General features: G+C 46.3%; 14 protein-coding genes. 8 read left to right on the top strand and 6 right to left on the bottom strand.

The genetic code is table 11. The features are described 5' to 3' along the window. Positions 1-92: 92 nt before the first annotated feature. Together BFP72_RS08030 and BFP72_RS08025 are read left to right on the top strand one after the other, a co-directional pair. Positions 93-1244 (top strand): twitch domain-containing radical SAM protein, encoded by a 1152-nt coding sequence (locus BFP72_RS08030; RefSeq protein ID WP_099598642.1) that lies wholly within the window; start codon positions 93-95, stop codon positions 1242-1244. 58 nt (positions 1245-1302) lie between these two features. After that, positions 1303-2319 carry a pirin family protein gene (locus BFP72_RS08025; RefSeq protein ID WP_099598641.1) on the top strand — a complete coding sequence of 339 codons (1017 nt, stop codon included), beginning with the start codon at positions 1303-1305 and terminating at the stop codon, positions 2317-2319. 83 nt (positions 2320-2402) lie between these two features. Here BFP72_RS08025 and yaaA read toward each other — a convergent pair whose 3' ends face one another. Beyond that, the gene (gene yaaA / locus BFP72_RS08020) at positions 2403-3167 is read right to left on the bottom strand and encodes a peroxide stress protein YaaA (RefSeq protein ID WP_099600726.1); all 765 of its coding nucleotides are present in this window, start codon (positions 3165-3167) and stop codon (positions 2403-2405) included. 95 nt (positions 3168-3262) lie between these two features. Here yaaA and BFP72_RS08015 point away from each other — a divergent pair, with 95 nt between their 5' ends. From BFP72_RS08015 to BFP72_RS07990, 6 genes are all read left to right on the top strand, one after another. Continuing rightward, positions 3263-4309 (top strand): histone deacetylase, encoded by a 1047-nt coding sequence (locus tag BFP72_RS08015; protein WP_369824020.1) that lies wholly within the window; start codon positions 3263-3265, stop codon positions 4307-4309. Positions 4310-4433: 124 nt separating this feature from the next. Further along, positions 4434-4796 carry a TerB family tellurite resistance protein gene (locus BFP72_RS08010; protein ID WP_143519987.1) on the top strand — a complete coding sequence of 121 codons (363 nt, stop codon included), beginning with the start codon at positions 4434-4436 and terminating at the stop codon, positions 4794-4796. Next, positions 4793-5380 (top strand): Crp/Fnr family transcriptional regulator, encoded by a 588-nt coding sequence (locus BFP72_RS08005; RefSeq protein WP_099598639.1) that lies wholly within the window; start codon positions 4793-4795, stop codon positions 5378-5380. Before BFP72_RS08010 ends, BFP72_RS08005 begins: the two co-directional genes overlap by 4 nt. A 51-nt stretch (positions 5381-5431) precedes the next feature. Next, positions 5432-6004 (top strand): NAD(P)H-dependent oxidoreductase, encoded by a 573-nt coding sequence (locus BFP72_RS08000; RefSeq protein ID WP_099598638.1) that lies wholly within the window; start codon positions 5432-5434, stop codon positions 6002-6004. Positions 6005-6150: 146 nt separating this feature from the next. Beyond that, the gene (locus tag BFP72_RS07995; protein ID WP_099598637.1) at positions 6151-6411 is read left to right on the top strand and encodes a hypothetical protein; all 261 of its coding nucleotides are present in this window, start codon (positions 6151-6153) and stop codon (positions 6409-6411) included. A 150-nt stretch (positions 6412-6561) separates the two neighbouring features. After that, complete coding sequence (locus tag BFP72_RS07990) at positions 6562-7377, top strand: carcinine hydrolase/isopenicillin-N N-acyltransferase family protein (protein ID WP_255397174.1); 816 nt, start codon at positions 6562-6564, stop codon at positions 7375-7377. A 21-nt stretch (positions 7378-7398) separates the two neighbouring features. On the opposite strand, the gene BFP72_RS07985 is transcribed toward BFP72_RS07990, so the two are convergent. From BFP72_RS07985 to BFP72_RS07965, 5 genes are all read right to left on the bottom strand, one after another. Continuing rightward, complete coding sequence (locus tag BFP72_RS07985; RefSeq protein WP_158233340.1) at positions 7399-8238, bottom strand: alpha/beta hydrolase; 840 nt, start codon at positions 8236-8238, stop codon at positions 7399-7401. Between the two features lie 73 nt (positions 8239-8311). Beyond that, positions 8312-9199 (bottom strand): metal ABC transporter permease, encoded by an 888-nt coding sequence (locus BFP72_RS07980; RefSeq protein ID WP_099598635.1) that lies wholly within the window; start codon positions 9197-9199, stop codon positions 8312-8314. Beyond that, positions 9199-10500, bottom strand: a complete 1302-nt coding sequence (locus tag BFP72_RS07975; RefSeq protein ID WP_099598634.1) for an iron chelate uptake ABC transporter family permease subunit — start codon at positions 10498-10500, stop codon at positions 9199-9201. Before BFP72_RS07975 ends, BFP72_RS07980 begins: the two co-directional genes overlap by 1 nt. Then, on the bottom strand, positions 10500-11291 hold the full coding sequence (locus BFP72_RS07970) for a metal ABC transporter ATP-binding protein (protein ID WP_099598633.1): 792 nt from the start codon (positions 11289-11291) through the stop codon (positions 10500-10502). Before BFP72_RS07970 ends, BFP72_RS07975 begins: the two co-directional genes overlap by 1 nt. Beyond that, on the bottom strand, positions 11288-12184 hold the full coding sequence (locus BFP72_RS07965) for a metal ABC transporter solute-binding protein, Zn/Mn family (RefSeq protein ID WP_255397173.1): 897 nt from the start codon (positions 12182-12184) through the stop codon (positions 11288-11290). Before BFP72_RS07965 ends, BFP72_RS07970 begins: the two co-directional genes overlap by 4 nt. Positions 12185-12189 lie beyond the last annotated feature (5 nt).

The following is a 12189-nucleotide window of genomic DNA, read 5'->3' as shown; positions in this document are numbered from 1 at the left end:
GATGGTTTAAACTTGTTTTGAATCTAAATGTTCCCAATCTATAATCCAAATTGACAGAGAAAGATCAAATATCAGACCATAAATTTTGCCCCATGCCATGGTTGCATCTCCATGTCGATACCCAAGGGCTGGTCAAAGCATGCTGTAGTACGAGTGTGACCTTTGGGGATTTGTCCAAGAATTCGATCCAGGAGATATGGCAGGGACAAGCGATGGGCAATTTTCGGCAGCAGGTACTCACCTCTGGTGTCGACCGACGCTGCACGGCTTGCCTTCATCGTGAGGTGGCTGGCAAGAGTAGCATGCGTACAGAAACGCTCTCCAAGTACCCTGTGCTCGCGCAGAAGATCCAAGACGAGCAGCTCATCGATGGTAGCATTCGTCCTATCTACTTAGATATTCGCTTTTCCAATATCTGTAATTTGAAGTGTCGTACGTGCTGGCACGGGGCGAGTTCGAGTTGGTATGAGGAAGCCAAACAACTGAAGAATACGGCGGGGGAGCAAGCCATCATCCGTGCGACGACTGACAATGCCGCATTGATTGCAGAGGTCATGGATCAGGCCGATGAGATCGAAGAAGTCTATTTTGCAGGAGGAGAGCCGCTCATGATGGAGGAGCACTACCGATTGCTGGAGCGGTTGCTGGACCAAAGACAACAACCACTGATCCGCTACAATACCAATCTGAGTGTACTCCAACTCAAGTCTCAGGAAGTGATTCCCCTATGGCAGAAATTTGATAAGGTACAATTGTCAGTGAGCATTGATGCTTTGGGACAACAGGCCGAATATATACGCAAAGGGCTGAAGTGGAACCAACTGCTTGACAACCTCCTACGTGTCCAAAACGAATGCCCACATGTGCAAGTAGAGATTGCTCCCACTGTCAGTGTGTTTAACGTGATGGAGTTGGGAGCCATACACCGCTACTTTTTCGATAAGCAATTGATACCATTGGGTGGGATCTACCTCAATCTACTCGAACGTCCTTTGGCTTATAACATCACTCATCTCAAAGATAAGGACAATGCCCAAACCAAGCTGGAGGCTCATATCGAGTGGATAGCTCAGCTTGGAGGTGGGGTAGAACTACGGGCTGAATTTCAATCCATCATTGACTACATGCATAGTCGAGCCGCCAACCCCAAGTATCAAATGCAGTTTGATCAAATGACTAGACGTTTGGACCTGATGCGCAAGGAGGATTATAGAGATATTTTCGAAAAAAAGAGTGACGGGTAGACAACCCTATCGCTTTGATTTTGTATATATGTTGTAACATACAATATACAGTACAATCATGTCAGAGAAAATTCTTAACATAGAGCCTATGCAATTCCCTTGGCGTACACAAGACCCTTTTTTGTTTTGTGCACACCATAGAGACGAATACCCCAAAGGCAATGAAAACCATGGGCCAGCAGTGAGTCTGTCTGGTCGAAACATGGGAGCAGATTTCACTATAAAAGATGGTTTCAGGATGTATCATGGTATGACAGTGCCTGGTTTTCCTTCTCACCCGCACCGTGGTTTTGAGACGGTGACTATCACCAAAGAAGGCACGGTGGATCACTCGGATTCCATGGGTGCAGCAGGTCGCTTTGGGGATGGAGACGTACAATGGATGACCGCAGGCAAAGGGGTACAGCATTCGGAGATGTTTCCACTTCTTCATCAAGATCAAGAAAACACTTTGGAGATTTTTCAGATATGGCTCAACCTGCCTGCGAAGAGCAAAATGGTAGAACCCTATTTTTCCATGTTTTGGCATGAGCGAATTCCGGTTGTAGCACAAACTGTTGACGGAGCGAAAAGCGAGTTGCGTGTGATCGCGGGAGCATTTGGCGATCAGCAGGCCTTGACACCTGCTCCAGATTCTTGGGCAGCGGATGATCAACATGAGGTGGCGATTTGGACGATCAAGCTAGAGCCGAACGCCAAGTTAGTGCTACCTGGCGCACAAAGCGCCGAAGCAAATCGTACCTTGTATTTCTACCAAGGCACAGGGCTGAAAATTGAAGGGCGGGAGATCAACGACTACCATCTGGTGGATGTGGATAGTACAACCGAACTAACACTCGAAGGAGGGAGTTCGGATTGCTATGTACTCCTGTTGCAGGGCAAGCCACTCCATGAACCGGTCGTACAGCACGGTCCATTCGTGATGAATACCCACGAACAGATACATCAAACCATGCTCGAGTATGGTCGTACGCAGTTTGGTGGATGGCCATGGCCCAAATCGGAGCAAGTACATGACCCTATGCGGGGTAGATTTGCACAGCATGCCGACGGCAGAGAAGAGATCCCTTCGTAGGAGGGCTGTACTGTGTAGACCCAAGAGTCAAGACCGTCCAAGCGCGTCTACTGAACGATGATTTTCAATTCAATGGTGTTGTCTTACCCTCTCTTGAAAGCTAGTTTGGTCTCTGTAGAGTCTTTGGGGTCGAAGTAGTAGCCGTCATAGTCGAATGCCTTGAGACTTTCTACGTCGTTGATCTGATGGTCGATGACGTAGCGAGCCATGAGCCCTCTAGCGCGTTTGGCAAAGAAGGAAATCAGTTTGTATTGCCCATCTTTGTTGTCTTTGAACTCCGTCTCTATGATAGTTGCTTTGAGGCTTTTTCGTTGGATGGATTTGAAATACTCGTTGGAGGCGAGGTTCAAGACGATGTTATCACCTTGCGCTTTGAGGTCTTTGTGCAGTAGTTTGACAATCTTATCTTCCCAGTAGTTGTATAGAGTAGTATAGTCGTCAAAAGCCAATCTCGTCCCCATCTCTAGGCGGTACGGTTGAATCAGGTCCAATGGACGCAGTAGTCCGTAGAGTCCAGACAAGACACGCAGATGCTCTTGTGCAAATTCTAAGCCTTTCGAATCTAGAGTTTCTGCCTCTAGTCCCAGATAAACGTCTCCTTTGAAGGCGTGCAAACAAGTTTTGGCGTTTTTTTCGTTGTGGGTGGCTTTGAAGCCTTTGTAACGACTGACGTTGAGGTCAGCGATGTTTTGACTGATAGCCATGAGAGATTGCAAGTCCTCGCTGGACTTTTGTTTCAAGACGGAGACCAGTTTTTTTGTTTCCTTTGGGAATCGAGGCAAGGTATGCTCGAAAGGAGTGGTTGATTCAAAATCTAAGGTCTTAGCGGGGGAAATTACTGCGATCATATGTCTATTGATTTGCTGCGAAGATAGGATACAACGATAGATTGGACGAAGTGCTACCATAGATTTGTTTGATGCACGAATCGATGCTAATGATCATGAGCGATTGGTTGCTTGATTTGCGTGTATATTCTTTCTCTCAATGGATCGTTGTCTTGGAGGAGCTGCGCAAAAGGAGTCGGATAGGCGGTGCTTTTGCCGATTCTTCTGTTGATTTGCCGTCCTGGCGAAAACCACACAATATGAAAGTTGCATTTAGCCCGATATATCGATACGATCAGTTGCCGGAAGGCCATCGTTTTCCGATGGAAAAGTACGACTTGTTGCCGCAGCAGTTGCTTTATGAGGGAACCTTGACACAAAAGGATTTTTTTCATCCCAAAAGACTCACAGAAGAACAAATCCTGAGGACACATACCTCTGACTATTGGTACAAACTCAAAACAGGAGAGTTGACCAAAAAGGAGATTCGCAATACAGGTTTCCCTTTTCATCCTCGTCTAGTTGAACGGGGTAGGTACATTGCCAGTGGGACTCTGGAGTGTGCCTACCATGCGATGAATGATGGGGTATCGCTCAATGTGGCAGGAGGAACACATCATGCATATGCGGACCGAGGAGAGGGCTTTTGTATTTTCAACGATATAGCGATTGCGTCCACTGAGCTGCTCCATGCTGGTGTAGTGGAACGAATACTTGTTGTCGATTTGGATGTGCATCAAGGCAACGGGACAGCCAAGCTCTTTGAGAATGAAGCTCGGGTATTTACGTTCAGTATGCATTGTGAGCACAACTATCCGCTCCAGAAGGAAAAGTCGGACCTGGATATAGGTTTGCCTGACCATACGGGGGACCAAGAATACCTCCGTATCTTGAGGGATACCTTGCCTGAGTTGATGGAGCAAGTACGACCACATGTGGTGTTTTATCAAAGTGGAGTGGATGTCATCTCTACCGACAAGCTCGGAAGACTGTCCATGACTCGTGAAGGTTGTAGGAGGCGGGATGAATGGGTGTTTGAAATCTGTCAATCACATGGTGTCCCTGTGGCGGTAAGCATGGGAGGTGGCTATTCACATCGTCTCTCAGATATCGTAGCTGCTCACGCCAATACTTTCAAAGCAGCGCAAGAAATCTATTTTTAGTTAAGATTCGTCAGTTTGTATTGTTTTATTCTAAGTAGTTTTTGTAGATATCGGGTGATGATCCAAATTCTAGGAGGTATGCAGTTCGGGATTTTATAATCCGATTATCTTTACTGCGTGCATTATGCGATTTACAATTATGATTGATTTAAACAAAGAACTGATTGACACTTTTGGAAAGATACTTTATGCAGTAGCAAAGGTAGATGGTAGAGTGCAGGAAGAAGAAATAGATGTGGTTCGTCGAGTAATTGATCACAATGAATGGGCACAAGAATTGGAATTGTCCTTTGAGATCGAGAGGTTTATAGATACCGAGGCAGAAGCGATATTTGAGTCGGCGATGGAGGTTTTTGATCGCTACGATGTACGCAAGCACTACGAGGAGTTTTTGGATTTGCTCGAAGAAGTCGCCGATGCACATGATGGAGTGATCACTGCCGAAAAGGATCTCATCGATCGCTTCCGAAAAAGACTGTTGAGTTGAGTTTCTCTCAGACCACAGCAGTCAAAGACTACCTTCATACTTTTGGGCTGTTGTCAGACAGAGAGCAAGATGCCTTGGTCCGTCTTTTGAAGCCTAAAACACTAAAGAAAGGAGAGTTATACATTCGAGAAGGAGAAGATTGCAGAGAAGTGGCATTTGTTCTTTCGGGAGTCCTACGTTCCTTTTACTATTCGTCTGACTCAGAAGATGTGACCTATTGCTTTCGCTTCAAAAATTCATTTGTGACGGCCTACTCGGCATTCATATCGGGAGAGAAATCTACTGAGAATATCCAAGCATTGACGCAAGTTGAGTTGCTGATCCTATCGCGGGAGCAAATTGGACTACTCGAACAGACTAGCATCAATTGGCTCAAATTTTTCAAGCAGATGGCCGAGCAAGAGTACATCTACATGGAGAGACGAGTGTTTTTGCTCCAGCGCGAAAGTGCAGAAAAGCGCTACGAAGACTTGCTCCGCAATCAACCTGAGTATCTGCAACTGGTGCCTCTCCGTTACCTCGCTTCTTACCTCGGGATTACACAGCGACATTTGAGCCGCATACGCAAGTCGATATCGATTTAGACATATGTCCTTTCTGTAGCATCGTTTCGCCTCTTTATTTGTAAAAAAAACATGAAACGAATTTTGATTGTCAACGGTCACCCGGACAAAGAAAGCTTTAATTATGCTTTGGCTGAGGCTTATCAAAAAGGGGCTGCTCATGCCACTTTGGATCAACTGAACTTGATTGATTTAGTGTTTGATCCCAACCTCAACTACGGTTATAGAAAGCGGACAGACTTGGAACCGGATTTGAAAAAAGCATGGCAGAAAATCAAAGATGCAGACCATTTGGTGTGGGTCTTTCCGATGTGGTGGTACAGTTACCCTGCGCTGATGAAGGGATTCATAGACCGGACATTCTTGCCAGGTCATGCGTTTGAATTTGAAGAAGGAAAAGTGTTGCCTAAGAAAATACTGAAAGGGAAGTCAGCACGTATCATAGTCACCGCCGATACGCCTCGATGGTATGATTATCTATGGATGAGGAGCCCGGCACTCAATCAGTTCAAAAAAGGAACCCTGCAGTTTTGTGGGATTGACCCAGTCCGTGTCACCTATATCGCACCAATCAAGCACTCCAGTGCGGCATTTCGGGACAAGTGGTTGCAACGGATAGAGCGATTGGGTCAGCGTCTGGGGTAACTCAATTGAGTGGGCTAGGAGGGACGCGTATCGATGATCCTCAAGGGATTTGATGAAATAATTGTGAGCGTCTTTCTTTTCTTGCACAAGAGGTTCTATTATTGCCTTTACAAGAACAGGTTAATCATTAGAATTATCATATAGTTATGTTTAAATCATTAGGTAAATTCATCAGAGGGCTGTTTGCGTCCGAGCCCAAAGAGTTGATCGTAAAGATTTCGAAGGAGAACCAAGAAGGGTTGTACAAAACAATAGAATTGGCTAAAAAGGTCAAGGAAGAACAAAAGAAGCAGGCGATTTTGGCAGAAAAGAAAGCCAAGAAAGAGGCTGAGTTGGCCAAAAAGGAGGCAGAAAAGAAAGCCAAACTGGAGGCGAAAAAAGCTGCTAAAAAGAAAAAATCAGCCTAGCACAATCAATCTTACTAGACCAAGGGAATGTCCCAACAGACACCCCCAACGCAAAGCCGATCCTAAACCAAAGTACATAGGCAACTCTCATGGGTTGCCTAGCATTTTAGTGTCAATGCCGTGGTTCCCAATCTAGGTTACACTAAAATCATGAAGATGCGTTTCCTCCTTATATTTTGTGTTTGTATTATCCCATGCCAATCATGGGCTTGCTCTGTTCTCTACTATATTGATCAAGTGACGGGTCAGGTTTATGTGGTGAACCACGAAGACTATTGGTATGATGTGAAGGCCGTATTGTGGGTCGAACCCTCTTCTGAGGATCAATGGGCGAGGCTATGGTATGGCTGGGATCGGTTTGCGCAGGGAGGGGTCAACGAAGCGGGCCTGTTTTTTGACGTAGCTGTCACGCCAGAGCAAGAGGCTATACCTGGTTATCATCACCCTGAGAGCAACTTAGGAGATGAATTGCTGGCTCACTGTAGTACGGTAGACGAAGCGATTGCCTATCTCGAAAGACACAAAATTGCTTTGACGCAAAGTCATTTTATGTTTGGAGACAAACACGGTCAAGCTGCTATCGTCGAATGGGTCCATGGCGAAAAGAAAATACACTGGATATCTGATGGGCATTTGGTGATGACCAATTTCTTGCTCTCGGACACCACACAAGGCAATTACCCTTGTTATAGATACGAGTCCATACACAAAAGAATAGATGCGCTCGAACAGGAGGGTGGAGAAGCCAATTTGCAACGAGTAGGCAATCTCATGGGACAGGCAGCTCAACCGCCACGAGCAGATGATCAAGGCAGAACAGGCGGTACACTGTACACGACATTTATCAATCTCACCACCATGAAATTTGCATTGTCCTACCAACTCAGCAACGAAAATGTGACAATTCTCGATTTGTCTGCCGAGTTTGCCAAACCGAAGCGTCAAAAATTCAAATTGGCCAAGTAGTTTCTTTTTGATTCAGAGTGCTTAGAGGTTGATGACGAACATGTACAACTGTCGAGCATACTCGGATTCATTGGCGGTGAAATTATCCATGTGTCCTGATTTCTCAAAAACGTACAATTCTTTTCGATCGTAGAGTGTCTTTTGGTAGAGTTCTAGGAGATCACTTTTTTGAAACAAATAATTGCCTGGGCCATGCAAATACAATATACCTCTCAGTTTGGGCTGAGCCGGTTGTGATACGCTGTGCAATGTGTTGTAGTCTAGTGCAAACAAAGCTTTTGGGACGGTCATGACAGCATGTATCTCTTCGAACCGGTGAGGTAATCTTTTCAAATCCAAAAAAGGGGCATCCGCCACGATCCCCTGTATCTCTGGTCTGCGATAGCCACGGGTGATCGAAATACCAGCACCAATCCCCCAACCGTAAGCGATGATGTCTTGTTGGTAGTTTTCTGATACGAAATCGATGATTGCATCAAAATCCGTAAAAAATTCTGGGTAGACGTATTGCAAAGGGTTGATGACAAAAGAACTGCTGTGTCCATAACCTCGATAGTCGTAGGCCATCACATGAAACCCATATTTGACAAATAGTTTGATTCTCGCCAAATAGGCTCCCATGTTTTCCACTCCGTCGTGACTCATGACGATGATTTTGTCTCCTGATTGGGCAGGGAAATACCATGCTTGCAGTGATGCCCCGTCAGTGGTGGGTATGGTCAATGCTTCGTACTTGAGGTGATGATCATGGGGTAGGGTGGTGTAAGTTTTGGATGGGGACAAGGCCCAGGTCGTGGAATAGCTACCCAAAACTAATGCAAACGAAAAAAGAAATAGTTTGTGTACAGTAGGATGATGCATGGCGGGATATTTTGAAGGCGCAGTGGCCGTTATAGAAAGATAAGGTTTATACGCTACAATGTAACCATTGGCATTATTGTTTTGTAGGGAGTGGATGGTTGCTTTTGAAGACTCTGGATAACAGCCCCCCACTTGGAGAAAACACAAAAGCAAGGGCAAAGAAGACTCCTGCCATCGTAGACATGGCCCCTGCAATAGACCCATCAAGCGCTACCGCCAAATAGTAACCCGTCACTGAGACGAGTATACCAAGGAGTGCAGTGATGAGCATCATGACTTTGAGGTTTTCGGTGAGTAGGTAGGCTGTAGCTGGCGGAGCAATCAGTAGGGATACTACCAAGATTGCACCCACAGATTCGAACGAAGCGACCGTAGTGATGGATACAGCACTCATGAGCAAGTAGTGCCACACTGCAGTGGATATGCCTATTGCTGAAGCAAAGGCCGGGTCAAAAGTCGTCAAGTACAGTTCTTTGTACCCCAGCACAACGAACAAAAGCATAACCACCAATACCGCTGCTGCCACATATAGAGGTCTTGGGCCATAGATGATGCCATCGGCTCCAATCCATAGGTCCAAGGGGACATACGCAATCTCACCATGCAGCACACAGTCTTGATCTAGGTCTACTTCACCTGCGTAGACGGAGATGAGAATCACTCCGAGAGCAAACAACCACGTGAAAGTCACACCAATGGCTGCATCGGATTGTAAGTTTCCTTTCTTGTGAAAAAACTCAATCAAAAAGGTCGTCAATACACCAATCAGTCCAGCGCCGATCAGCATGGTCACAGAGTCTCGACTACCACTCAATAAAAAAGCGAGAACGATACCCGGGAGGACCGCATGTGAGATGGCATCACCTACCATAGCCATTTTTCTCAAAATGAGAAAACAACCCAAGAGACCACAGGCAATGGCAACAAAAGATCCAGTAGCGATGATGTAGAATGCGTCCATTATTTTATGTTTGGGTCGTAGGGTATAGTCGAACTGTGCGGGTCACTGTCTGGGTAGTCAAGCAGTGCTTCCAGCCTACTTTCTAATTCGGGAGTGAGGATATGCTCGATGTTGTCTGCGTCCTCGTGTACATGGTCAGGAGCTATGCGAAGGTATTGGGTGAGGTAGACCTCCCATAGCCTGTGTAGTTTAACAATGCGCTGTCCTTTGATAAGGCCTTCACGTGTCAAGCTCCATCTTCCGTCTCTGTTGTTGAGATAGCCCTGAAAACGAAGTATCCTCAGTCCTTTGTTGAGTGTAGCGAGTGGAATAGGACGCTTGGCCTGCAATTCGGATACCGTCCGAGCTGTTTGGTGGTCCTCGTCCGATTCAGACAATTGATAAAATAGCTTGAGGATGTTTTCGTTGAGGATGCGACTCTTGATTTTATACTGACGGTAGAGACGGTAGAGTATTCCTTTGCCGGGAGCGACGAAAAACGACAACAGGGCCAGCATAGATACAACTAGGACGATCCAGGGTCCTGTCGGCATGGCAGGTGCCGTGTATGAGATGAAGGCTCCACTGATCCCAGAGATTGCACCAAAGGTCGCTGCAATGATTAGCATGGTACTCAGTTTGTCAGTCCAGAAGCGTGCAGCAGCAGCAGGAGTAATAAGCATAGCTGCCATCAAGACCACACCGACCGCTTGGATGCCTGTGACTACCGCCAATACTGTCAAAGTCGTCAGTACCAATTCCAGTCGCTTGACAGGAAAACCGATGGATTTGGCAAAGTTTTCATCAAAAGAGATCAATGCAAACTCTTTGTAAAAGAGTAAGACTGCCACGACCAGAACGATGCTGATGCTGCTGAAAACAATCAAATCTTGACCAACGAGTGCCGCTGCTTTTCCGAAAAGAAACGAATCCAACCCTGTCTGTGCGGCATTGCCGGAGTGCTGGATCATGGTGAGCAAGAGGATGCCGACTCCAAAAAACACCGATAGAATCAAACCTATAGAAGTATCTTCTTTGATTTTACTCATTCGAGTTATGAAATCTATGAGGATCAATGACAACCAACCAGTGATGAAAGCACCGATGATCAGGTAGAGCGGGTTTTTCGTACCTGAAATTAGAAAAGCCAAGCATACCCCAGGCAGTACGGCGTGGGATACAGCATCTCCGACGAGGGCTTTTTTCTTGAGAAAGGTGAAGCAACCCACTAGAGCGGAACTAATCGCTAACAGCACAGAACCTGCGGCCACATAGCGTACGTTAGGGTCTTGAAATGAAAAAAATGCAATCAAATCTTCCATCAGGTGACGTCTCGTGTAGGGAAATCTTGTTTTTTGAGTAACTGACCTACATCCGATAGGATGGTCAGCTTGCCACCATAAGTTTCTTGGAGCAGCTCTTGGGTAAATACCTGGTCGACGGGACCAGAAGCTACCAAACGTGTATTGAGCTGTACTACCCAATCGAAGTACTTGGTCACAGTTTGAAGGTCATGATGAACCACGATGACCGTTTTGCCCTGTTCAGACATCTGTTTGAGAATGTGTATGATGGCTTTTTCGGTAGCAGCATCAACCCCCGCAAATGGCTCATCCATGAAGTATAAGTCAGCATTTTGTGCCAATGCCCGAGCTAGGAATACACGTTGCTGTTGTCCACCGGAGAGCTGACTGATTTGACGGTTAGCGAATTCTTGCATTTTGACCTGTTCGATGGCATAGTCAGCGGCTTCATAGTCTGCTTTTCGTGGACGTTTGAATAAACCGACTTTGGCATAGCGTCCCATGACGACTACATCTCTGACTGAGGCAGGAAAGTCCCAATCGACCGATTCCTTTTGAGGTACATAGCTGACCTTCTTGCGCACATCATCCAAGGGTTGACCGAACAACTCGACCCATCCACTACTCAGAGGTACCAGTCCCATGGCAGCTTTGATCAGAGTGGATTTCCCTGCCCCATTGGGACCAATGATCCCTACAAGTGATCCTGCTGGTAGAGTCATGTCTACTCCCCATAGGACGGGTTTTCGACTGTATGTGACTGTGAGGTCATGAATTTCAAGTATAGGGTTTTCTACGTTGACGATCATTTCAGTGCGTTTACGATGGTTTGGACGTTGGTGTGTACCATGCCGATGTAGGTTCCTTCAAACTGACCAAATGGCCCCATGGCATCCGAATAGAGGCTACCACCTATGACCACTTGATGGCCTTTTTGATGACAACCTTCGACCACTGCATTGATGGCTTTTTTGGAGACGGATGTTTCGACGAATACCGCTTTGATTTGATCTTGAGAGATCATGTTGACTAGGTCAGCTATGTCCTTAAGACCTGGTTCGGATAAGGTCGACAAGCCCTGCAGGCCTCTCACTTCGATTCCATATGCATCTCCAAAATACCCAAAGGCATCGTGCGCTGTGATCAAAATACGTTGTTGGTCCGGGATACTATGGATGGCAGTCTTCACGGCCTGATCAAGTGAGTCCAGTTGACTCAAATAGGCTTGTGTGTTGGCTTGGTAGTAAGACGCATTGTCCTCATCGTATGTAGCGAGATAGGTGCCTACCGAAGAGATTGCTTGTGCCCATAGTGAGACGTCAAACCAAATATGAGGGTCAAAGGTGCCGGCATAGGTTTCGCTTTCACGAAGTAAACTATCAGGCAAGTGAGCAGCTATGGCCTCTACGTTCTTGATACGACTGAGTTTTTCGAAGACCTCACCCATTTTACCTTCTAAGTGTAGGCCGTTGTAGAATACAATATCTGCTGCTTGCAGTTTTTGGAGATCTCCTTGTGTGGCTTTGTAGAGATGAGGGTCTACACCAGGGCCCATGAGTGCTTGAGCGGTCACTTTATCACCACCTATCCGCAGGACCGCATCGTAAATCATACCTGTAGTCGTGACCACTCGTATGGTGTCAGAGGCCATCTTTTGTTTGGGTTGACAGGAGAGGAGTGTAGCGAGGAGCACTAGGCTCATTAGTA

Source organism: Reichenbachiella sp. 5M10 (genome assembly GCF_002742335.1).
GTDB lineage: Bacteria > Bacteroidota > Bacteroidia > Cytophagales > Cyclobacteriaceae > Reichenbachiella.
This window is presented reverse-complemented; position numbering and strand designations above follow the sequence as displayed.